The sequence below is a fragment of the Paenibacillus sp. Leaf72 genome (assembly GCF_001422685.1).
In the GTDB taxonomy this organism is placed as follows: Bacteria; Bacillota; Bacilli; order Paenibacillales; family Paenibacillaceae; genus Pristimantibacillus.
Genome location: NZ_LMLV01000035.1, coordinates 284,769 through 307,943, shown reverse-complemented (window position 1 = coordinate 307,943; position 23,175 = coordinate 284,769). Strand labels below are relative to the sequence as shown.

17 protein-coding genes are annotated in these 23,175 nt (G+C 45.5%); 4 read left to right on the top strand and 13 right to left on the bottom strand.

What is annotated here, in order from left to right; genetic code table 11:
• Positions 1-91: 91 nt before the first annotated feature.
• The 7 genes from ASF12_RS32620 to ASF12_RS32590 form a co-directional block, all read right to left on the bottom strand.
• Positions 92-1,450: an aspartate aminotransferase family protein gene (locus ASF12_RS32620; protein WP_056043673.1), complete on the bottom strand. Its 1,359-nt coding sequence runs from the start codon at positions 1,448-1,450 to the stop codon at positions 92-94.
• A complete protein-coding gene (phnX, locus tag ASF12_RS32615) occupies positions 1,431-2,252 on the bottom strand; it encodes a phosphonoacetaldehyde hydrolase (protein ID WP_056043670.1) in 822 nt (273 codons plus the stop codon). Before phnX ends, ASF12_RS32620 begins: the two co-directional genes overlap by 20 nt.
• Entirely contained in the window at positions 2,242-3,351 is a 1,110-nt protein-coding gene (phnW, locus tag ASF12_RS32610) for a 2-aminoethylphosphonate--pyruvate transaminase (RefSeq protein WP_056043667.1), read from the bottom strand. The genes phnX and phnW overlap by 11 nt, the downstream gene beginning before the upstream one ends.
• 8 nt (positions 3,352-3,359) lie before the next feature.
• Positions 3,360-4,322: a CehA/McbA family metallohydrolase gene (locus ASF12_RS32605; RefSeq protein WP_056043665.1), complete on the bottom strand. Its 963-nt coding sequence runs from the start codon at positions 4,320-4,322 to the stop codon at positions 3,360-3,362.
• A gap of 2 nt (positions 4,323-4,324) precedes the next feature.
• Positions 4,325-5,299 (bottom strand): CehA/McbA family metallohydrolase, encoded by a 975-nt coding sequence (locus ASF12_RS32600; protein ID WP_056043663.1) that lies wholly within the window; start codon positions 5,297-5,299, stop codon positions 4,325-4,327.
• Between the two features lie 328 nt (positions 5,300-5,627).
• On the bottom strand, positions 5,628-6,413 hold the full coding sequence (locus tag ASF12_RS32595; RefSeq protein ID WP_056043660.1) for a DeoR/GlpR family DNA-binding transcription regulator: 786 nt from the start codon (positions 6,411-6,413) through the stop codon (positions 5,628-5,630).
• A gap of 48 nt (positions 6,414-6,461) precedes the next feature.
• Positions 6,462-7,853 carry an MATE family efflux transporter gene (locus ASF12_RS32590; RefSeq protein ID WP_056043658.1) on the bottom strand — a complete coding sequence of 464 codons (1,392 nt, stop codon included), beginning with the start codon at positions 7,851-7,853 and terminating at the stop codon, positions 6,462-6,464.
• A gap of 319 nt (positions 7,854-8,172) precedes the next feature.
• Here ASF12_RS32590 and ASF12_RS36750 point away from each other — a divergent pair, with 319 nt between their 5' ends.
• Positions 8,173-8,253 carry a putative holin-like toxin gene (locus ASF12_RS36750; RefSeq protein WP_414811807.1) on the top strand — a complete coding sequence of 27 codons (81 nt, stop codon included), beginning with the start codon at positions 8,173-8,175 and terminating at the stop codon, positions 8,251-8,253.
• 492 nt (positions 8,254-8,745) lie between these two features.
• A complete protein-coding gene (locus ASF12_RS32585; protein ID WP_056043655.1) occupies positions 8,746-9,723 on the top strand; it encodes a tRNA dihydrouridine synthase in 978 nt (325 codons plus the stop codon).
• 637 nt (positions 9,724-10,360) lie between these two features.
• On the opposite strand, the gene ASF12_RS32580 is transcribed toward ASF12_RS32585, so the two are convergent.
• The 6 genes from ASF12_RS32580 to ASF12_RS32555 all read right to left on the bottom strand — a co-directional run bounded on the left by ASF12_RS32580 (position 10,361) and on the right by ASF12_RS32555 (position 20,508).
• Positions 10,361-12,154: a hypothetical protein gene (locus ASF12_RS32580; RefSeq protein WP_056043652.1), complete on the bottom strand. Its 1,794-nt coding sequence runs from the start codon at positions 12,152-12,154 to the stop codon at positions 10,361-10,363.
• 40 nt (positions 12,155-12,194) lie between these two features.
• Positions 12,195-12,857, bottom strand: coding sequence for a M48 family metallopeptidase (locus ASF12_RS32575; protein WP_056043650.1), 663 nt, complete (start codon positions 12,855-12,857; stop codon positions 12,195-12,197).
• Positions 12,854-15,925, bottom strand: coding sequence for a type I restriction endonuclease subunit R (locus ASF12_RS32570; protein WP_056043647.1), 3,072 nt, complete (start codon positions 15,923-15,925; stop codon positions 12,854-12,856). The genes ASF12_RS32575 and ASF12_RS32570 overlap by 4 nt, the downstream gene beginning before the upstream one ends.
• Before the next feature lies 1 nt (position 15,926).
• On the bottom strand, positions 15,927-17,129 hold the full coding sequence (locus ASF12_RS32565) for a restriction endonuclease subunit S (RefSeq protein ID WP_056043644.1): 1,203 nt from the start codon (positions 17,127-17,129) through the stop codon (positions 15,927-15,929).
• Positions 17,122-19,689, bottom strand: a complete 2,568-nt coding sequence (locus ASF12_RS32560; protein WP_056043641.1) for a type I restriction-modification system subunit M — start codon at positions 19,687-19,689, stop codon at positions 17,122-17,124. Before ASF12_RS32560 ends, ASF12_RS32565 begins: the two co-directional genes overlap by 8 nt.
• A 414-nt stretch (positions 19,690-20,103) precedes the next feature.
• The gene (locus ASF12_RS32555) at positions 20,104-20,508 is read right to left on the bottom strand and encodes a helix-turn-helix domain-containing protein (RefSeq protein WP_056043638.1); all 405 of its coding nucleotides are present in this window, start codon (positions 20,506-20,508) and stop codon (positions 20,104-20,106) included.
• Between the two features lie 1,237 nt (positions 20,509-21,745).
• Between ASF12_RS32555 and radC the strand changes: the two genes are divergently transcribed.
• Both radC and ASF12_RS32545 read left to right on the top strand, forming a co-directional pair.
• Positions 21,746-22,357 carry a RadC family protein gene (gene radC / locus ASF12_RS32550; protein WP_056043635.1) on the top strand — a complete coding sequence of 204 codons (612 nt, stop codon included), beginning with the start codon at positions 21,746-21,748 and terminating at the stop codon, positions 22,355-22,357.
• A gap of 36 nt (positions 22,358-22,393) precedes the next feature.
• Positions 22,394-22,600 (top strand): hypothetical protein, encoded by a 207-nt coding sequence (locus ASF12_RS32545; RefSeq protein ID WP_056043632.1) that lies wholly within the window; start codon positions 22,394-22,396, stop codon positions 22,598-22,600.
• Positions 22,601-23,175 lie beyond the last annotated feature (575 nt).

Below are 23,175 nucleotides of genomic sequence, written 5' to 3'. Positions count from 1 at the left end.
AATTGTAAAAACTGTGTCAATTACACATTAATAAATTGTTTTTTTATTCTTTTAATTGCAATGATGTTGTTTTCAAAATGATTGATCTGTTTTATTTTGTGAACACTTGCCCAAGTGCCTGATCCAAAATCGCGATCGCTTCTTCCATTTGTGGAAGGGTTGTAATTAATGGCGGAACAAGCGTAATGACATTTCCTCCAGACACCTTGAAGCTTAGTCCGCTGGACAAGCATTCATAGAGAACCTTTTCGGCACCTTCTGCTTCCTTCTCTTTCGTCTCACGATCAGATACGAGTTCTATTGCCGCCAGCATGCCTTTCACCCGAACGTCGCCGATTACGGCATACTTCCTCTGCAGCTCCTGAAGATGCAGTGTCAGCCACTGCTCCATCTTTTGCGCATGCTCCAGCAGGTTTTCCTGTTCGATGTATTCAATGGTAGCCAAAGCTGCCGCACAGCCTACAGCGCTTTTCTCATGCGTATAATGTCCGAGTGAAATATCGCCAGCAATATCTAGATGCTCTCTCGCAATAATGCCTGCCATCGGAAAAATGCCGCCGCCCAAGCCTTTGCCAATAACAACGATATCCGGAACAATATCATAATGCTCGTGAACGAACATTTTGCCCGTACGGCCTAATGCCGTCGGTATTTCATCCAGGATGAGCAGCACCCCATAATCATCACAAATTTGACGCAGCCGCTGCATATAGGCAATGGTAGGAATTTGTACATCCGTGCTGCGAATCGGCTCTAGAATGACCGCGCACACGTCATCTTCCCGCTCCAGCATATAGCTTAAGTAATCGAGATTTTTGGCAGCTGCGGCTTCTCCTTCTCCAAAGATCGAACGATAGCTGTTATAGGGCATCATATGCTCCGTTCCAGACATTAACGGTCCGATCCCGCTTCTGAATACAGCTTCGCCGCCAATGGATATCGCATCCAAGCTTGCGCCATGAAAGGAATCCCAGGTGGATATCGTTTTGTGCTTGCCAGTTGCCCTGCGGGCTAGCTTTAGCGCTATTCCAATTGCGCTGGTGCCGCCTGGCGTAAACAGCACCTTGTTCAAATCTCCCGGCGCAAGCTGGACTAGCTTCTGGGCCAGTTGAATAGCAACCTGGCTCGTATAGCGGCGCGGCAGAAACGGCAGCTGCTGCATCTGTTTCATGATGGCATTCATCACATACTCATTTTTGTAGCCGACCTGATGAACGCTGTTTCCATGAAAATCAATCACCTTGCGTCCGTCCTGATCCTCAATGTAAATGCCTTCTGCATTTACGATGACATTTAAGCATGGCGTAGACATAGACTGATGAAGAAAAAGCTTGCTGTCCTGTTCGAGTACAGCAAGCGTTTCTTCGCTTAGATGCTCATCCTGCCAAGCTTGACGGGCATCCGTTCCATTGATATCTCCTTCTATGCGGCTATTGATGCGGTTTGGCATAAGGCAGCTCCTCCTTCATCAAACGTACATTGATTTGCTCGATCATTGCTGGCAGCTCGGACATGTCCTCAATAACGGCATGGGCTCCTGCTTCCATATAGCTCTTGCTCACAGCAGCGATAATATGGCGTTCTTCCTCTGGCGTCAGCTGCTGCGCCTCTGCCTCCGTAAAGCCAAGCATGGAGCTGCCCTTCACAATGCCAATCGCCCATACGCCAGCACTATTCGCTTCCTGGATGTCCGAAATCGTATCGCCAACCTTTACAACTTGCGCATGGTGGCGAAGGCCAAGCTGCTTCATATTTTCATAAATCATATAGGGATACGGTCTGCCTTTGTCCATAACAAGATCGGGCGTTACCCAATGATCAGGTTCGTAACCGTATTCCTTAGCTGCTTTCGCCACGATGGACAGCATGGTAGACGTATAGCCTGTCGTCGCTCCGATTTTCAGTCCTTGCTGTCTTAGCTGCTTCATAGTCTCTATTACATAAGGATTTGGCTTCCCGTATAGCGGGAGGATGGCCAGCAGTCTGGGCTCAAACCGGTCATGCAGCTCATCAATATCCGTCTCCGTATAACTGCGGCCAAATTTTGCTTGAAAAGCAGCTTCTATTCTCGGCATTTGCAGCAGCGATTGAATATGATCCCGTTTCAGCTGCCCCATAGGAACGCGAACCTCTTCCACCGTAACTGGAATGCCTAGCTCCTCAAAAACATCCATAAACACCTGCACGGGTGCAAAACAGCCATAATCAATGGTCGTCCCGGCCCAATCTAAAATAACGCCTTCAATTTTCATAGTTGACCTCTCCAACATAACGTAATATTTGCTCAATTAAATTCTCCATATCCTTTGCATGCACGTCCCCGATATTTCCGATTCGAAATACTTGGGCGTCTGTCAGTTTGCCAGGGTAGATAACAAGGCCAGCCAGCTTCAAAAAGCTATAAAAATGTTCAAATTCAAAAGGGATATGCGTCGGATACAAGAAGGTTGTAATAATGGGAGATTGCAGCTCTCTAGGCAAGTAAGCCGTAAAGCCAGCTAGCGTCAGCCCTTCCACGACGATTTGCTGGTTGGTACAATACCTTGCATGGCGTGCTTCCACACCGCCTTCTTCAGCCAGCTCTTCTAGTGCCTGTTCAAATGCATGTACGACATGCGTTGGCGAAGTAAAGCGCCATTTGCCGGAGTCGTTCTCCATCGTCTCCCACTGGTCATATAAATCGAGCGATAACGAGCGCGCTCTCCCTTTGCATTTCATAAGCTCCTCCCTTTTGCAAAGCATAAAGCTGAAGCCTGGAACACCTTGAATGCATTTATTGGCGCTACTAATGATAAAGTCGATTTGCAGCTCCTCTACCCCAATCGGAATGCCGCCAAAGCTGCTCATGGCATCGATGATTGCGATTCGATTATTTCGCTTAATGACCTCCATTACCGCCTCCAGCGGATTCAAAATGCCGGTCGTCGTCTCGCAATGGACCATAGCGATATGCGTAATTGATGAATCCTCAATAAGCTTCCTCTCAACGACTTGAGGATCTATCTGCTCATTCGCTTCAAACTCAAGGGATGCATGTGGAATATGGAGCACCTTTGCTATATCCTCCATGCGCTTCCCGTAGGCGCCATTTTGCAAAATAAGCAGCTTGCCATCATTCGGGATGACTGAGCCAAGCGTCGCTTCAACCCCAAAGGTGCCGCTGCCCTGCATGAACAGAGCCGTATAGTGCTCCTGAGATGCGCGGCCAATCTCTAGCAGCTGCTGGCGAATCTGCTGGACAACGGCTTTATAGTCATGATCCCAGGTGCACCAATCCTTTAACATCGCCTCTTTGACCGTTAATGTTGTGGATAAGGGACCCGGCGTCAATAATACATATGGATTGCTCATAGCTCCTCCTATACTTGCCACTCGGATTTGGGATAGATCGGATTGCTCCACGCGACTTTTCCCAATGCATCTACACATTCCACTCGCACATATTGCTCATCATTTTGAATGAAATATTCCGCTTCGGTGATGTATTCGCCAGTTGGGTCCATTTCAGCCAAGCCATTGTGGGGAAAGGTAATAAAGCGAATACTCTGCACAGGGGAGCATTTGACCTTAAGCCTGTCGTTCTCCATGCGAAGATCATAAATGGTCGGACCATTGGAGCTGTAATAACGCCCTGCTTTCACCGCCTCAATAATCGCCTGCTGCTCTAATCGCTCGGTCTCTACGACAATCCAGCCGCCATAAAATTCGGATACTGCTATCTCCGTCGGACCACCATGGGCATCGTCTGCCGCTATGGCATTTACCTGCTTGCCACGTTTTAGGACATAATCCCAGTAGGATACGCCATAACCGACCGCCTCTTGAATTTCCGACTGGTGATTATAGATTTCAATCGCTGCATAACCCTCCAGCTGAAGCAAATCCTCTTCTCGATTTTTCGACCATTCTGGATGGTTCATAATGACGAGATTGCCTTTGCTTCTCATGTCGTCAATCAATTGCTGAATCGTATTCAGGCTCTCGTAATCGGGCTTCTCATGCACCTCATCATGCTGAAAGGGCTTCTCCGCCAGCAGCGAACGGTCCAATAGTCCATGCAGATGATACTGCTGGCCAGTCGTTTCACGATCCATCTCGCATGCCATTTCATAGCCGTCCAGCATAATAAAATCACCGGTGTCATACGCATCGCTGTGAAAATATATTTCATGGTCGCTTAAGCACATAAAATGATAGCCTTTTGAACGATAAGCCTCTCTCATTTGCTCTATCGTATATTCCCCGTCACTGCGAACGGAGTGCGCATGAATGTTACCTTTATACTTTTGCCGCTCAGCATCTAAAATAACAGCATCTCTCATCGCTATTCCCCCTCCGCCAAATCTGCCACAAAGATCGGATTAGACCACGCTATTCTGCCCTTCTCGTCCACACACTCAACCCGAATATATTGCATGCCCTGCTTAATCTTCATGCTTCCAGAGGACATCAGCTCGCCCGTCCCGCGTTCCACGAGAAAGGGTCCGCGCAGCGGAAATGCTTTAAACATCATATACTGGCAGGGCGAGCACTCCACATGGACAAACCCATCCTCCACACGATAATCAAAAATTTCGGGACCCGAACTGGAATAAAACTGTCCGTTCTTCAGGGCTGTAATAATCCCTTGCTGCGTAAGCTCCTCCGCCTCGACACATACCCAGCCTCCGCCATACTCAGAAATTTTGCTGCCCTGGTCATGCTCATGCGAGTCATCAGCAGCGATACCAAACACGCGCTTGCCATTTTGAAGCGCATGATCCCAGTAGGCCGCCCCATAAGAAGAGCTTGGTGTCCATTCTGTTGCATGATTATAGATTTCGACTGCAAAAAAACCGTCGTACTGCACCATATCCTCGAAGCGTGTCAAATGCCATTCGGGGTGATTGAAAATAACGAGATTGCCATGCGCCTTCATTTCATCAATCAGCTTCTGTGGGGATTGCGGCCCCTCCCAAGGAATGGGAACCTCGAATGCTTGCAAATGATGAAATCTCTCTTTCTCCGGTCGCATCGTCGGATCATCCAGCACGCCAAAGTGGTAACCTGGGTCTTCGTCCGGCACTAAATTCAAGCCGCCTCTTTCCATGCCTGGCAGCACGATGAAGGATTCAGTGTCATAATCAGCCGTTCGAGCGAAAATATCATGATCGGTTATGCTGATGAAGTCATAGCCTTTAGCCTTGAAAGCAGCCACAACATCCTCCGCTTCCTGCGATCCATCTGACCATGTCGTATGCGTATGCAAATTCCCCTTGTACTTTCTTTTGCTTTTGTCTAAATACACGGCGTCCTTCATCGTCATCACTCCTGTTTTCCTAGTTATCCATTCGCTTAGCAAATAATTGCTTTTTATTGCTTTTATTTTTATTTATGTTGTTTTAAACATTCTACTGCGAAAAAATGACCAATACAATGCGATTCGAAAGATTTAACATAGGGATTACAATTTTGACACAACAACAAACAACATCAAAAAAAGCCAGCAGAGAAGTTGCGCTTCTCTACTGGCTTTTACGACGGATTGGACCATCTGGTTGGACCATCTAATTCGATCATTTCATTCGATCGTTTGATGCAAACCTTATACTTTACTCATCCTTTACTCATGCTTTTCTTCTGCTTTGCTATTCAGTTGGCATCATCCATCTCGTATTCTTCTCTTCCAGCTGCGTCTTCCACTCGGCCAGGGGCTCCAGTTCCGAAATCACGATATCGACATTTTCAAAATCGCATATTTTCACCATGGACCGCTTGTTCCATTTCGATGAATCCGCCAAAATGATCGATGTTTCCGACTGCTGAATCCATTTGCGGGTCAACGTTGCCTTCTCATAATCATAGCTCGTAAATCCGTGCTCGATCGATAAGGCATCTACGGTTACAAATGCTTTATTCACAAAAATATCCGACATATTAGCTTCCGCAATAGCGCCCGTGACACGGGAATGCTTCACATTCACCTCGCCGCCAAGCATAATAATCCGGCCATCGAATTGCTCTCTTTTTTTGAGCTCAATCAAGGCCATCATGGCAGATATCGAGCTCGTTAGTACGGTAACCTGCTGCTTTTGGGATAGAAACGGGATAATCTGCAGCGGTGTTGTGCCTTCATCTATAAAGATCACGTCATAATCGTCGATTAGTGAAAAAGCAAGATAGCCAATTTTCTCCTTCGCCTCTTGATTAATGCAGGCTCTTTCAAACAATGTAGGCTCTATTTCTACCTTCAGCTTGATTGCGCCTCCATACACCTTCTTAAGCTTATTTTCCTTCTCCAGCTCATCGAGATCTCTGCGAATCGTTTCTGTTGTAACCTCAAACATGCGCGCCAGGTCGCCCGCAATGACCTTTCCATGCTCATTCAGCAAGTTCATAATGCTTAGCTTTCTTTCTTCGCCTGCGAGAGACATCACAAACCCTCCATTCTACTTCGTTACTATTCTCACGCACCCAGAACCCTACAAAGATGCCGCCGCTGCTGGCGCTTCCGGGCTAGGCCCAGCTAAATTCCGCATCCATTTCTGGGAACGATAACGTTTATACCCGATCAAAGCTTTGCTAATCTCTTCACATAAAAATAAAGCATACACCCATTCAAGCGGCAGATGGAGCACGTACACGCCAACAAATACTGCTGGCAAGGCAATGGCCCATGTTGTAATTAAAATCATGTTCATCGTAAACAAATTATCTCCGCCTGCTCTAAACATACCGACAATCCAAACATTATTCAAGAAAAATGCTGTCATAGCCAGTGCTTGCAGCAGAAGCACATTCCCTAATGATGCATGAACCTCCGCGCTTAGGTGAGGAAAAATCAAGGCTGCAAACGGCGAAACTATAATAATGACAACACTTATGATTATACCAGCAATGACCGAAATGCGAGTAAATCTGCGCGCATAATCCATCGCCTGCTCCGGCTCATCCTGGCCCAGCTTTTGTCCAATCATGACCTTTGCTGCATAAGCAAATCCGTGAATCCCCATCATAAAATATCCCTGCAGCGTATTGCCCAACTGAAATGTAGTCAATGCCGCGATGCCCAATGCTCCAAAAGCTACGGCATACAGCATATTGCCAATCGACCACATTCCTTCGTGGAACATGAGCGGCGTGATCGTTTTCAATACCTGTTTGCGCAGCAGCAGAGGCAAGCTAAATAGCTCGCGGACGCGAATGTTTACATAATAGGATTTACTATAAATGAAGACGAACAAAACCAGCAGGCTCGCACCAGAAGCGATTAACGTTCCCCATGCAGCTCCAGCAACACCAAGCTTAGGCAAGCCTAGCCTGCCGTAGATCAGCCCATAATCCAGTGTAATATTGATGGCCATCGCACATAGACCGACATACAAAGTGATCTTAACCTTCCCTATAGATCCAAGCGCCTGGGCATAAGCATCCCTAATTGCACTGATTAGAAAAACAAACGCCATAATCGTCACGTATTGAATGCCAAGCGGCATGAGTTCAGCGTCCTTAATAAATAGAGAAAGGATCGGCTCCTTCCAAATCGACACAGCAGCAAATGCCAGAAGACTGATGCCGATACCCGTCATCAGCATAAAGCCGAATGTCGCACGCAAAAGCGTGTACTGCTGTTTTCCATAGTACTGGGTCATATAAGCAGTCATTCCATAAACGGCGGTAAGAATCATCGATAAAATGAAGCTGATCCTGCCTGCTGCGGCCGTAATCGCGACGGCTCCATCCCCCAAGCTGGTCACCATCAGCATATTAACTAGCGAGAATGAATTAGCTACTAGCATTTGCAGCACAGATGGAACGACTAATCCTTTCATCTCGCGAGTAAATTCAGACTTTCCGATCGTACGCTTCCCCAAGCCTATCCCTCATCTACATTCAAATTGTACGATATCTTGCATGTTTCATCTTCGTTTCGATCAAAGCACTGTAGCTTTCATGTTGTTTTAATTGCTTTTTTGTTGCCTCGTTTATCATACCTATTGTTTGTTGATTAATCAATGCATGATGACGAGAGAAAGGAGGATTTACAAATACTTTAGTTTTTATCGTTAAAAGCTGACCAATTAAATAAAAAAGCCCACCTCCTTGGAATAGGAAGTAGGCTGAATGACTAGCTCACAAACCGACTCAGACGTGACCGACCATAAAGCGACTGTTTATGGGAGGTGATGCCTTGTGACAGTATTTGAAGCACTCATGATCATGCTTACTTTTGGTTTGCTTATCGTAGCGCTACTGTCCGAGAAACGAAAATAGACCGCCCCCTGGTCAAGGAATGCGGTCTATTTCGATCGTAACACCTGATTAAAGCCTACTGCCCTTAAAAGCAGCTGTTGCAGGGGGAGTCGTGTTAGCGCACGGCTCCTTTCTGCATTATATGCTTCTGTTGCTTATAATATAACACTGTCGAGTGGATAAGTAAATTATCCACTTTACTTTTTATTCCACCATGTACGATTACCTCAAACTATATAAAAAGCACCTTAGAGTCTACTGAAATATTCCAGTGAACTCTAAGGTATACTAACAAAACGATGTGAGTTTTTTGTGTATTTTAGGTCTTATCATAGGTTTTCTATCCGAATCCCCTTAAAAATCAGCCCTATATTTCCAAGTCAATATCATGTGTTTACGCTCACACAATCGATTCAGTGCATCAAACGAAAAAAAATGATATTATGTATGATGTATGATGGATAAAGGAATTTGCCATAGCTTTTTTTATATATTGCAACAAGAGGAGATACTATGAGTAACGAACATAATTTTTGGCTTGACTTACCGAAGCCATTTTTCATATTAGCACCAATGGAAGATGTCACAGATGTTGTATTTCGTCACGTCGTTAGTGAAGCTGCAAAGCCCGACGTATTTTTCACGGAATTCACAAATACAGAAAGTTATTGTCACCCTCTAGGAAAAGACAGTGTACGTGGCCGGTTAACGTTCACAGAAGATGAACAACCGATTGTCGCTCATATTTGGGGCAATAAACCAGAATTTTTTGAACAGATGAGTATGGATATGAAAAAACTCGGTTTTCGTGGTATCGATTTAAACATGGGATGCCCTGTACAAAACGTTGCTTCCAATGGAAAAGGTGCTGGATTAATACAACATCCTGAAGTTGCAGCAGAAATTATTCAAGCCGCAAAAGCAGGTGGATTGCCGGTTAGCGTTAAAACAAGATTAGGTTACCATAACATTGACGAGTGGCGCGATTGGTTAGGACATATTTTGAAACAAGATATTGCGAATCTTTCCATTCACCTTCGTACAAAAAAAGAGATGAGTAAAGTAGCTGCACACTGGGAGCTAATCCCTGAAATAAAAAAATTACGCGATGAAATTGCTCCACATACGTTGTTAACGATTAATGGAGATATTCCTGACCGCGCAACAGGATTAAAATTAGTAGAACAATACGGCGTTGATGGCGTCATGATTGGACGCGGCATTTTCACCAATCCATTCGCTTTTGAAAAAGAGCCTAAAGAACATAGCGCAAAGGATTTTCTCCATTTGCTTCTTTTACAGTTGGATCTTCACGATAAATATTCAAAAGAAATTCTGCCACGTTCATTTAAACCGCTTCTTCGCTTTTTCAAAATCTATGTTCGCGGATTTAGAGGCGCAGGCGAACTAAGAAACCAGTTAATGGATACAACGTCAACAGATGAAGTACGTCATTTAGTAAAAGCGGTTTTAGAGCAAGAATTAGATTGATTTTGCGAAATCAAAGAGACCTTTCAAGAGTTCAATGAACTCATGAAAGGTCTCTCATTTTTGCATGATGTGGTCAAACGGTGTTTCCGTTTAAGGAAACTTTTGATGCTGCAGACTTCTCAGCCTGATTACCGCATGGAGCGCTTTTCTGCTCCATCGGCGATGAAATCTACCGCTTAAGCGCGGTCGCTCATCATCGAATTACTTCGATAATGATTTCATCACATCATGCCGCCCATGAGACATATGCGTTCTTATGGTTTTTTTGAGTCTTTATGTAGCGATTTCATCCGATATCCTTCAGATATTAGTCCAATAAATACTTGTGAGTATGGTGTGTGCGTAGAGTTTGTGGGCAAAATGTGGGCACTCATGCAATTAAAAATATGCACCGTATGTGGGAAACGGCCTCATTTCTGCGGCTTCTATTGTAGTAGCTTAATAGCGCATAAATCAATGTTATTTCAATAAATTCACCTAGTACTCTTTTACTTTACCATACCTTTTCTCGAGTTTTTACGGCAGTTTTACGGCAGCCTTTGAAAAGGTACTTATAAGAACTAGTTTGACAATATAATGCCCCTCAATAGACCATCGCATATTTGTCCTGCTAGCCAGACTTGTCTTAGGAAATTATTTACACGCTTACTTCGTTGCTGATTCCGAGGTAATTGTGACTGTTTGACACACAGGAAAAAAACACTTCAATCACATTTCGGAATGCGACGTAAAGCTGTGATACTCGGGCTAAATTAACATCATTTACGAGATGCTCTTCTGTCATAATTTCTTCTATTTTTTTTAGAAACACATCATCAATAGCGTTAACTCCGTATTTCGGCTCATAGCTTTTCCATTGCTCCTTCATTTTTGTTATAGAATCAACTACTTTATACCTTGATATGAAATAATAACCTGAAAAAGTCGCTCTGGTATCCGTGCAGGAATTTTGCAACACATACTTCAAGCATTGCTTCACTTCAAGGATATAGGTATTGACAACATTTTTGTTTTTGCGTTCTTTCCCCTCGATAGAGTTTACGATTAACTCTGCCAAATCGGTATATTTGTCAACTAAATCAAAGTCAACGATAATTTCATTGAAGGCTTTCCATGCTGTTACCGCAAATGTCCCAGTATGACCATAATCGTAGTAACCATTGGTCTTTGCAGTGATTCCTCCGCGTGGGCCTAACAGGGACTTCTTTATTAAATCGTCCAGACGACTTGTCATATGGAAGTCATTCGTTATGGGTCTTACATAGACGCTATTGGTTCTGTCGCCGTTTAAATAATCGGTTACGATGTCAGAGAAGTGAAGGTTTTCAAAAGTTTCTAAAACCTTACTTTGAAAATCAGCAACTCTATCTGCGTCGTCAAAGAAACCAACTATTCTTTTCAATAACTCTCTAAAATCAGCGAGGCTTTCTAATAGGCGCTTGAGTACTTCCATCTGGCATACGGCATAGAGTTTATATTCTTCAGAATCATAATTCTTTTCTTTGTTCTTTAACTCTACAATTTCCGGTAACAAAAGCTGTCTTTTATTGGCTTGAATGAGTTGATTTGTTGCCTCGCCATCTTTGTCGACAATCCCTAAATGTTCAAGGAGTTTTCTGATTTCCGTAAAGTTACGTTTTACAATTTTCGGGTTTTCCATTGAATCGTTGTATGCTTTAACCAGACTATCATCACCACATTCCTCTAATTCTCTAGTTAAATAACCACTTTGTTCAATAATAAAAGTAGGAACGGATTCAAATATTGACTTTACAAAATCACCGTACATGTCGCGTGCCAAATTTGGAAAAACAGAGTCACGTCCATTCATAAACACGCACGCCTGTATTCCGTCCAATCCGGTATCCGCTAAATTGGGAGATTTTTTACCCGAAGACATACTATCATCCAAAAATCCTCTTGTGTCCCGTAGTACTACTGTATCGAATCCATATTTGCTCATTAGTTCTAGAGCCCACTGTGTTGCAGGAACCTTGATTTTTATATATCGAATTATTTTATCCGCATCTTTTTTATTTATCGTCTGAATGGTATAAGCCAAATCGCTCTCGAGCTTCTTGCGGAACTCATCTAACGCAGTCCGAATTTGAATAGCTTCGTCCTCTTTGTTAGCGGTGTCTTGCACATCAATTTTTAGCTTTCTTAAGATTTCATTTGTCTTTTTAGCGTTTTCCTCTACGAAATCGTCGTGAAAGTCCACTTTCTCGACAGAAGCTGAATCGCATTCATTCAAAGCATAGAAAGTTGTAACTTTCGTCAACCCTCCGTCATTGTCGCACAACTTTTTAAGAAGTTCAGTATCACCAAACTTGCTTCGGTCAATCATAGACGTGATAAAAGTAGACTTTCCGGAATTGGTAAGTCCTATTACAGCTACATCGACCTCTTTATTGAAAACTTGTAAACTCATAACACTTCCCCCCTCGTATAAAATATAGTTAGCTCTTTCGCTATATTACTTCCATCAACTTACGGTTCAACCGTAGCCAATCCTGCGCCTCTTTGTAGCTTGGCATTACAGTTGCAACCCGAATCCAGAACTTCGCGCTGTGGTCTTTATATGTAACATGGGAAAGTTCGTGAACCACCACGTAGTCAATGACCGACTGCGGACACATCACGAGCCGCCAAGCAAAGTTCAATGTGTTGCCCGCTCCGCACGAACCCCATCGGCGTTTTGCTTCCGACATTTTGACAGAAGCGTATTTTACCCCCATCAGGTTGGAATAGTAGTCCACCCGTTCGCGGATAACTCTATCGCCCTGTGCCTTCATCCACTCGGCAAAGCCTTCAAGCATCATGTCCTCCGGAACAAACAGGAAATTGCCCTCGATCGTGACTTCCTGCACGGCTTTGCGGAGGACGGCATAGGACTTCCCGAGGTACAGGACGTTCTCGCCATCCTCCAAGACAAACGCGCTCTGCTTCGTTGCGTAGTCGCTCACATGCCTTTGTTTATCGGTTATCCACCGTGCTTTCTTTTTAATGAAATCACGGATAACATCTTCGCCCAACTGAATCGGTGCCCGGACTACAAGTTTTGCCTCACTGTCGACAGTCAATGCCAGTGTCTTTCGATTGGAGCGTACTATTTCATAGGGGATTTCGTTCATTTGTAATGCTCCCTCCCCAATTCGATTATTTTCTGGACGATGTCGTTAATCTTGCTGCCGATACTTGGTGCGGTTACTTCCATGTCCAGTAGCTTGGAGCGAATTTCAGCCCTGGTCTGCCGAATCTGCATATCATGGTCCCAAAAGTCCCGCTTGGCGGTGTCCGTCTTAAGCCGTGACAAGCAGTCGTCCGTCAGCGATTTTAGGGCATTGAATTCAACCTGGGTCAAGTCCTCAAACTTCTTGTCACCGAAGACTTCTTTTCGGAGCAACGAGAAAAATGGCATCTCTTTTACAGCTTCGTACCCGTATGTATTTTCCGCGTTACGGGCGTTGAAGAGGTCGGTCTTGATGAACTTTTCGAGAGCTTTGCGAAGTTCCTTCCAGTTACCTGTAAGAGTTTCCAGCATTTCGTTCAGGTGCTCGCTGAAGCGCTCGAACAGTTCCGGGTCACGCGGCGTATTCTCAATAATATACTCACGGACGGCGTATTCCAGTTCGTCCACCACGGCGCGGTCGGTCTTGTCGGGTTTCTCAACCCCCGCGATGAAGTCGGGGGAGAGGATATCAATAGGCGGCACTTCTACACCCACGCCGCTGACGGCGAGGTACTCTTCGATGATTGCCCGAACCTTGGCGCTGGCGTCCTTCATGGAATAACGCGGGTCGCGGGTGCGGTTTGCCACCGACTCACGGATAAACGCCAGTTGCTTGTAGCCATCACGGTATTGAAGCGCCACAGGGTTCGGCAGAACGCGGTCATAATACTTCGACAGTTTTTTGAAAAGGTCGTTGTACTCGTCACGCAGCTCTTCAACCGCAACAAGCTCCTCTATTACGGATTCTGTCTGGGTGGAAATATCGTAGCAGACCTCATCACGGACAAAAGTCAGAATTTCGTTGTAAGCGGAGTTAAGGCGGTCAACGTCCTCCGAAACAGATAACATAGGGTCTTTATCCTCTTCTGAAACTCCTTCAAGCGAGGCGTATTCCGAAAGAGCTTCCTTGAGGTGCTGGGTAATGCCAACATAATCAACGACATAACCACAGGTCTTATCCTTGCCGTAAGTGCGATTGACGCGGGCAATCGCCTGCAAAAGGTTATGGTTGACCAGTTTCTTATCGAGATATAGAACCTGCTCGATAGGTGCGTCAAAGCCAGTCAGCAGCATATCGGATACGATAACAATACCAGTGTATCCACCTTTGGCAAACGACGTTTTGAAACTGCCTTCCTCCCCGACAATCGCGTCTTTGTCGGTGCTGTCCACGAGAGCCTTCAAATGCGGATGACGGTTTGCGTCGTCGGTGCCGGACGAGATGATGCACTCGACTTTCAATTTTTCCAAAAGGGCAATGTCAATGCCGTCGGGGTTATCCGCTTTGAGAGCGGTAATCTTGGCGATAAGCAATTCCTCAAACGCCTTTTTATATCGGTACGCAGCTTCGCGGTTAAACGCTGCGACTTGAGCCTTAAAGCCGTTCTGAAATACTGTTCCTATGTAATGCTCTAGCATATCGGCGGCTTTGGCTCGGATAACAGCATCAGCCTCCATATAGCCCTTGAGGGTATATCGGCGCATGATGTCCTGTTTTTCATCGTCGTCCGCATAACCGAAGATGTCCACAAACTTGCCGTTCATGGCTTCCTCATCAATGACGGTGCTGTTCGCAGCCCGACCCTCGTAGCGAATTTCCACAACCACGCCGTCTTCTACAGCTTGGCGCATATTGTAAGTATCAAATACGCCGCCGAAAGTGTTAGTAGTCGCTGTTATCGGTGTCCCTGTGAACGCAACCCGGACAGCATTCGGCATCGCCTTAATCATACCAGCGGCAAGTTCCCCATACTCACTGCGATGCGCCTCGTCAATCATTACGAGGATTTTATCGGACTTGTTCAATTCAGGGAAAACGGAGACCTTTTTCTTTTGGCCATCTTTTTCAGCCGTTTCACCGAACTTATGAATCATAGTGAGAGTAATATCGCTCGCTTCGGAAGCGATAAGCTGCTTCGCACCCTCAATACTTTTCGCTACGTTGACCGTATAGCCCAAAACCGCACTCGTCTGGCGCAGTTGCTTCTCTAAGTCATCACGGTCGACGATAAGTACGATTTTCCAATCCTTCAAGTCATCGGAATGGTACATCTGCCGAATGACATACATCATCGATAAGCTTTTACCGGAGCCTTGCGTATGCCAAATCGTGCCGCCCTTGCGGTCGGTGCGAATACGTCCCACTAATTTTCGCGCACCACGATACTGCATATATCGCGGCGCTTTCTTTATTACTCCGTCCCAAACAGTGTAGTTACGGACAATGTCGAGGAAGTTACCGAGCGACAGCATACCCCATACGAGTTTCTCTTGGCTCGGTACGATACCGCCGGACGGGTCGATGTCCGAAAGAGGAAACGGATATGGTTCCTTCCATTCGAGGTAGTTATCCACACTACCCGTGATGGTGCTGTACTTCGCCATCTGGCGGCAAGTAGAGATGACAAACTGGTTATAGCTGAACAAGTCGGGAAAGTCCCGCTTGTATCGTTCAATCTGCGCTACGCCGTCAAAGAACGGTTCTTTTAGTGTGGACGATTTGCACTCCACGACAACAAGGGGCAGACCATTTACAAAAAGCACGATGTCGGGAATGATTTCCTTTTCGAGCCGTTGGATGCGGAACTGCGACACGGCGAGAAAGCTGTTGTTTTTCGGCTCGGCGTAGTCAATTAGTCGCACAGGCTGATTATCCTCGCCGGTTTCCTCGTTATATGCAGAAAGACCGACCGCCAGACGCTCATCGCCCTCGCGGTTACGGTCTATTAGGGAAAACCTTTTGAAGCTGTGCAGTTCCGTGACAAGGTCTTCTGCTTGACTGTCGGTCAGCCACGGATTTAGGTCAAGGAGGGCGGCTTTCGCATGGCTCTCCAGTATCACATCGCCGAAGTCGGCGCGGCAGTTCTTGCCGCCTCTCCAACGCTCGATAGTCCAGCCTACCTTTTCAAGGTGGGCGAGGAACGGTTCTTCAACGTATGTGAGTTCGTTGTTAGATTTGGTATTTGCCATATCAGATCCCTCCTTGCAGTTTATCGGTGGTGACCTTGTTCGTCAGCAGGTCGTTCATCAGACCACGTTTAATGTCTTCCAGTTTCCTCAGCCGTTCACGTTCGGCTGTTAGCCGCTCGTCCGCGGCCATTATTGTTTCGGCGATAGCGCGTTGTTCGTCGGGCTTTGGCAGCGGAATCGGTATTGTTGAAAGATAAGTTCCGCTTGTAAGTGCGCGTGTGGTGTAAGTAGCGCCTACTATTATTGCTCTCCTGATTTCCGGCGTTGTGAAGCAAAACTGGCAATAATGAATATCAAGTTTGTCATTCTTCGGTCGTCCTCTCAGTACGAACCCACTAAACACTCCATCCTCAACATCATCAAGCAGGACACTCGTATAGCCGACCTCGTTTACTGACTCGGAAGTTCGGGTGAAAAACACATCGCCCTTTCTAACCTCAAACCGTTTTATCTCGTTCTTGCTTAAGCGTACTCGCCCTTCGAGGCTTGCGGCGTGAATTCCAGGCTTTGAGTAGACATCCATGTAGTTCACAATCGGAATACCTTCTCCAAAAAACTCTTTGCCTTTGTTTAGACCATTCTTGAAGTCGAGTAGGTTCCCAATCTTCAGCAGTTCCCAATCACCCTTATAGCCAGAAAGCCTAACTCTGCCCGACAACAAATCCTGCATAAGCCCCTGCTTCACGGCGGCGTACTTCTCTACCAGAGCGCGGCTCGCGGCGATAGCTTCATCGGCTGCGGTTAGTACGGCGGCTATTTTATCTTGCTTTTTATGGTCTGGTTCATAATAAATGCAACACTTTCCGAGTTCTGTTGGGTTTATCGCCGGATAGTTTGAACCCGTCGTTCTGTTATTCACTTCCCGAACGAATTCATCTTGATGAAGTGAATAATAGATATACATCGGATTGTTTTCGGTTCTTATCTGTGCGTAGCCAGTAGAGGCAACCGTTCTGAGCTCACGTTCTTTGCTGAAAAAATAATTGTTCTGCTGGTATGGACGCACTGTTTGAAAGAGTATGTCGTTTACTTTCAGGAGCCTTTGCGCCCGTGATGGTGCTTCGGTTCTCGACACAATGACATCCTTTGTTAGTTTTCCTGCGGTAACAGCATCCAAATCAATATAGTAGAATTGGGCTGGACGCTTTTTACCACTATAAGGGTTAATCTCCACGATTCCAGAATCAAGTCTTGCTTTACCCATAGTACCCCAACCCCCTTAGAAAGCCGTTCAGCTTATCCTCGGCGGCGGCGCGAGTGTCGGTTAGCTGTTTCGCTGATATAGCATACTTCTCCCAGAGGTGATGCACGGCTTTGACCGTTTTATCGAGTTCAGCTTTCAGATATTTATCCAACTCGATAATAAAGCCCTCACACAGGAGTTCCATCACGAGTGTCTCGCACTGTTCGGTGGTCAGTTGCTTTCGTATGGCCTCGATTTTCTGCTGCAGTTCGGTCTGTGCCTTTTTCAAGGCTTTATTTGCCTTGCTCTTTTCGGACTTCAAGTCCTTTATCATTTTTAGGGACGCTTTTGCTTCCTCCGTCCCCAGAAACTTCAAATATTTTTCTACGTCCGAAACTTTGACTTCCTTGGCTTCATCCGCCCCCTCGCCCTCGGAATCGTCGTCACCCTCCCCCATGTCGATGCTCTCGGCATAGCTTTGCAGCTCTGCGGCAGCGTTCTCCGCATCGCGCTCCAAAACTTCAAGGGCATCCAGTTCAGCGGCAAAGTGTTCCTTTGCTATCTTCTCGTCGGAAACAAGCGCAGCGACAAACCCCTCCGCACTGATGGTCTTAAATACATTCTTGATGGAGATGACCTCCTTGACGGTAACCTTGGTATTGCTGTCGCCATCCGATTCGATTTCAGTGGATTCCCTCACGGTATAGCTGTGTTCCCACCAGTTGGCGAACACCCCGATACATTGGAATCTGTCCATCACGCCGAGCGGTTCAAGCATCTCACGCAGTTGTTCGGTGTACTTCCGCTTGAATTCATATACCTGTACGGTCTTGCCAATTTGTAAGATTTCGGTGGCGGCCTGCACCCACCAACTATTAGCGGCTTCGGTAACTCTACTGTTGGCGGCAGTCACACCCGCGTTCGATTGAATGGCTTTCTTAATATCGTCTTTGTCGGCATGGACAAAGTCGGCGTAGCCGTTTCCACGGTCGGTGAAGAGGTTGCTTTCGGCGATGCCGTACTTAGTGACCAGACCGTTCAATGCAGTTATTTCCGCAATTGGTACACCGCCGAAAAGGTGCGCCTTCACATCGTGCGGTTCTGCAAGTGGAATATTATCAACATAGCGGCGAATATTCAGGTTGCAGTCGTTGCCTTTCTCGTCGGTAATTTCGTTTATCGGCACAATGCTTGAATATCCCGGCACTTCGAGAAAGTTGTCAAAGACGTAGACAATCTTCTCGATATCCTCCGGACGCAGGAAGTTCTGATTGCGACCTTCGCCAAACTCCGCATCGGCGTTGATGATAAGGACGCTGCCTTTCAATCGCTTCGGCTTCTTTTTGTTTATCACAAGCAGACACGCTGGAATGCTCGTGCCATAGAAAAGGTTTGGGGGTAATCCAATGACCGCCTGCACGATGTCCTGCTTATCGGTCAGAATTCCTTTGCGGATACGCTGTTCCGAGCCACCACGGAAGAGTACGCCGTGGGGCATAACCGATATCATAATGCCGTCGTCTTTGGTTGACGCTATCATGTGTTCCACGAACATCAGGTCGGCTTTTTTTCCCGTTTCAGGTGCGAAGCCGTACTGGAAGCGATTCGGCAGTTTCATTCCCGCTTGGGAGTAGTTCTGCGAAAACGGCGGATTAGCGATGACGCGGTCGAACTGGCGCGTTAGGGACGGGTCTTTTTCATCCGTCCAATGCGGCTCACCTATGGTATCACCGTGTTGAATATCCGCATCCTTGATGTCGTGCATTATCATATTCATCTTGCAGATTGACCATACGGAAGCCGCGTCGTCCTGCCCGAACAGCGATAAGTCGTCGGCTCTGCCGCCGTTTTCCTCGACATATTGTTTGCTGTGAATTAGCATACCGCCCGAGCCGACCGTCGGGTCATAAACACGATTACCCGCCGCCGGTTTAATTAGGCGCACCATGAGTTGCACCACCGGAGACGGGGTATAGAATTCTCCGCCCTTTTTGCCCGCGCTGTCGGCGAAGTTTTTAATCATGTATTCATATGCCGCGCCTAAGAGGTCGGGGAATACGAAGTCCTCGTTTGTCAGACGATATTTGTTGAAGTGACCAATCAGCTTAATTAGCTTCGCGTCGTTGATTATCTGCTTGGATTTTACTTTCTTGCCGAAATCTATATTTGAAAGCACACCCTCAAGCGTGGGGTTGCTCTTTTCAATCCTCGTAAGGGCGCGCTTCAGTTTGGAAGCGACCTCGGTTTTTAGGTGCAGGATGCCCGTCCACTTTTCGGGCATTGCCGCCGTACCGAGCTCGTGTTCCTCGCACGTCCAGCGAGCCTCCCACGGAACGAAAAAAACATTCCCGTAATTAATAGGTTCTTCGAGTTCCTGTGCAATACGTTCAGTTGACCATCCCCTTGCCTGAAAACCCTTTAAAAGTTCTGTCCGTTTAACTGTGAAATTGTCAGATAATCGTTTGAGAAAGAGCATACCAAAGATATACTCCTTAAACTCGGAAGCATCCATCTTACCACGCAGAATGTCTGCTGCTTTAAGAAGATGGTTCTCGAGTTGTGAAATAGTCAGTTTTGCCATGAATTATTCTCCTTCGAACACGACATATCAAAAGTTTCCCTACTCAGAGAGGAAAAGCTCTCGATGCGTGTCATTCCATATTTTTCGATGCAGCGAAGTATTGTCACGCCGTATTTACCGCTTTCTCCTTGTTGTTTCTATGTCAATGATTATCAACATTTCACCATTGGTTTCACCGTCGATATGGCTACTTTTGCCCCGTGTGTACAAAACTCTCAAGAAATCGGATCGAGCATTTTTCTCTGAAAAAACAAAGGATCAGCTTCACGTGTATTCATTTTGAGTTCGACATACGATACCATGTGAATCTCTAGATAGAACTCACCTATCGTGGAAGGGTCTATCTGAAGTTCAGTGACACCGATATGCGCCAGTACTTCATAAGCGTGTTTTACGGCATAAGGAAATCTTGGTCTAATCGGTATTGTTCTTCTTCTTAACATAGTCGAAAAACATCTCTACTTGGTCAACGAGCCGGTCATAATCGACGTCATCCATATCGCCGCTACGTGCCAATCCGTCGATTATTTTTTGGGCGGTTTTTTGTTGCTTCTCCGTCTTAAGGTCAGGAAACACACGCTCTATCATGGGAATATCACCCTCGTCGCTTTTGTATCCGGCAAGGCGAAGCAAATCATCCTTTGGTACTCCGAGGGCTTCCCCAAGTGCATTAAGAACAGGTACGGAAGGATTTACTCGCTCTCCGTTTTCAATGCGGTGAACTTCCGAGTGGCTTATACCTGCTTTCTCAGCCAAAGCCCGTTTAGACCAGCCCTTACTAAGCCGTCTATCTTTTATAAAATCGCCAATAGAGTTCATAGTACACCTCCTAAAATAGGATAGTATATCCGTAACCAAATGGAAACATATTTTTACGTTCTATTTATTAAAGGATACATCAGAACGTGATTTTCCCGTTTCTCTTCGACACCATTTTGTTATTTGTATCGACGAAAGGAACATTTTAGCTGTATAATCCATTTGTACCTCAATGGCAACAATATCTAAAATAATGTGGATCAATGGATCCAATATTAGATTATATCATTAAGCTTGTCAACAACTAGCGATGGTAAGATAGCGAGCTGGCACGGCAAATGGAAATAACTTTTGCTGAAGCAAGCAGATTAATGAAAGGTCAGGCCGGTTTCGATAGTCATAGACACACGAAATCGCCGTGAACCCAGATGTATCAAGGGATTCGGCGATTTGTGGATAACATTGCATATACCTACGGTTTACGAGAGATAGGGGAGAGAATCCCTCCATATTCTCTGGGGCCGGTTTAAGGTTAGTTGCAAAATACAAAATCTCATTTCTATATTATATCTGTGATGCTTAATAAAAAGGAGATGATATAATTCCAGCAAATGTAGAAACAATATTTTATGTACGGGAAGCACCGTGGCACGGGCTTGGGGAAAGAGTTGAGGAGGCTTTAAATTCGTCCGACGCATTGCATCAAGCGGAATTGAAATGGACTGTCATGCAACGTTCCATACTTACAGACACTTTGATGGATATACCCGGCTTTAAAGCAAATATCCGTGACGTGGATATTGGATGAAGCCAAGAAAACACTCCTTCTTGCTGAATATTACATTACATGGATAGTTTTGGGATGGAAGTTGATCGCTTAAACCGTATCAAAATTTCCGATCACAGGATTATATAGTACATCGAGCTTCTGATCCTCATACCTGATAATGCATCGAAGACGCAAGAATAGAATGTGGAGTTTCTAAGATCCGATTTGAAGCTTAACTATTTTGAAGCACCGCTCTTGAACATGTCGGGAAGAATGGTTATCGATTCATCAATGCCGTATCGGATTTCGCAACCCATGCGAAACCGCTGAGAGAAACCCGTCCTTTAAGGAAAATTTATTCATGAGGACGATGGAAGGGAATCCGCTAACTGATCAAGCATATGAACTCGTTCAGGCCGCTGTTTAATCGTTATCGATTAATGCAGAGGCCATTATTACTTAGGGCAACCATTGACGGTTGCCCTTTGCTTTGCCAATAAACATTTCTCTTTTTAAAGGAGACCCACCATGCTGAAGAAAAGTACTCCTACCGATCTTAAATCGTTATTAGCTTATTCGCTCCGTGAAAAACCAGGAAGCGACATCGTCGAGGAAATCTTCCGGAGGTTCCCCACTTTTTCAGATCTTATCGACGTTACTGAGCAGGAACTGCTTGCCATTGAAGGTGTAGGAAGAGCAAAGGCAATGCAGATCGTAGCTACTCTAAAGCTTTCGCAGATCATCTCTTCTCCATCCCCTTTAGTTAGTAAGATCCGCTCCCCGATGGATGTCTATAAGTTGCTGGAGCCCGAATTCCGACATCTGAAACAAGAGCAGTTTATCTGTCTCTTCCTCAATACAAAGAATGGAGTGATGAGTAAAGAGGTCATCTCGATCGGATCTCTCAACGCCTGCATCGTCCATCCACGGGAAGTCTTTCGCATGGCAATAAAACGAAGCTGCGCTTCCATAATATGTGCCCACAACCACCCGAGCGGAAATCCCGATCCAAGCCAAGAAGACATTTCAATCACAAAACGGCTGGTCGAAGCAGGGACAATTATAGGTATCGAAATGCTTGATCACGTGGTGATCGGGAATAACAAATACTCGAGTTTAAAGGAACAAGGCTTAATGTGAGATAGGACGCTATTGTTATTTAGGAGGTAGTTTACATTGGCAACCGTAGTAAAATTTCATGCAGACATTCTCGTAGAAATAGATAATCTGTCCTACTACCAATGGCTTCAGTACCGACGAAATGGGGACGGTCAAATAAAAAAATTGAGTTTGCACGAATGCACTAGCAGCCTTTCTACTATTCGTGATGACATCTACGTTCCCTATGACGCCGGGATTGATTGGGCAATTGGTTCGTACTAGGCCTTTTCAAGAGCGTTGGAAGCTGTAGGTAACCATAGAATTTACAATATTATTCTAGATAATTGCCACCAATTTGCCGCAGGAAGTGTTATTGGAGATTTTGACAATGGCCATACCTTTCTATGGATGCTGAAAGACGTTGTAGTGGATGCTCATGGAGATCAAATCATCTGGAGGAAATGGAACTGGAAGGGCTCTTACACCCTATCGGAATCATTAAACCGTTACTGGTACAATTAGTAGTAGCCAGGCGTCACTTCCACTAATAACAAGCCATTTCAATTGCATTGTGTATGCAATTAGGCTCTCTTTTCTTTCTTGCATTTGAATACCGTAAGGAGTACGCGATTAAGCAAATCGTATCAGTAAAAATTTATGTTATTGACGACCATACCCGTTGCACGATGATGCTTGCAGAAGAATATTAGAGAAACGTTGGTTAAAAGATTTCAAGTATATATTATTCCATAGAGACACTATGCTAGATAGTGGTCCTGATTCAAGGAACATAAAGGAACATAGGCAATCTCCCCCGCCTCTCAATGCATTAACATGCCTCTAATGATTGTTTACCG

Bases quoted from the DNA above. Each gene is read 5' to 3' on its own strand.
- ASF12_RS32565 (WP_056043644.1), bottom strand. From the start codon at position 17,129: ATGGGTAAAGCAAGACTTGATTCTGGAATCGTGGAGATTAACCCTTAT.
- ASF12_RS32555 (WP_056043638.1), bottom strand. From the start codon at position 20,508: ATGAACTCTATTGGCGATTTTATAAAAGATAGACGGCTTAGTAAGGGC.
- phnX (WP_056043670.1), bottom strand. From the start codon at position 2,252: ATGAAAATTGAAGGCGTTATTTTAGATTGGGCCGGGACGACCATTGAT.
- ASF12_RS32580 (WP_056043652.1), bottom strand. From the start codon at position 12,154: ATGAGTTTACAAGTTTTCAATAAAGAGGTCGATGTAGCTGTAATAGGA.
- ASF12_RS32560 (WP_056043641.1), bottom strand. From the start codon at position 19,689: ATGGCAAAACTGACTATTTCACAACTCGAGAACCATCTTCTTAAAGCA.
- ASF12_RS32595 (WP_056043660.1), bottom strand. From the start codon at position 6,413: ATGTCTCTCGCAGGCGAAGAAAGAAAGCTAAGCATTATGAACTTGCTG.
- radC (WP_056043635.1), top strand. From the start codon at position 21,746: ATGCTGAAGAAAAGTACTCCTACCGATCTTAAATCGTTATTAGCTTAT.
- ASF12_RS32570 (WP_056043647.1), bottom strand. From the start codon at position 15,925: ATGGCAAATACCAAATCTAACAACGAACTCACATACGTTGAAGAACCG.
- ASF12_RS32575 (WP_056043650.1), bottom strand. From the start codon at position 12,857: ATGAACGAAATCCCCTATGAAATAGTACGCTCCAATCGAAAGACACTG.
- ASF12_RS32600 (WP_056043663.1), bottom strand. From the start codon at position 5,299: ATGAAGGACGCCGTGTATTTAGACAAAAGCAAAAGAAAGTACAAGGGG.
- ASF12_RS32585 (WP_056043655.1), top strand. From the start codon at position 8,746: ATGAGTAACGAACATAATTTTTGGCTTGACTTACCGAAGCCATTTTTC.
- phnW (WP_056043667.1), bottom strand. From the start codon at position 3,351: ATGAGCAATCCATATGTATTATTGACGCCGGGTCCCTTATCCACAACA.
- ASF12_RS32605 (WP_056043665.1), bottom strand. From the start codon at position 4,322: ATGAGAGATGCTGTTATTTTAGATGCTGAGCGGCAAAAGTATAAAGGT.
- ASF12_RS32620 (WP_056043673.1), bottom strand. From the start codon at position 1,450: ATGCCAAACCGCATCAATAGCCGCATAGAAGGAGATATCAATGGAACG.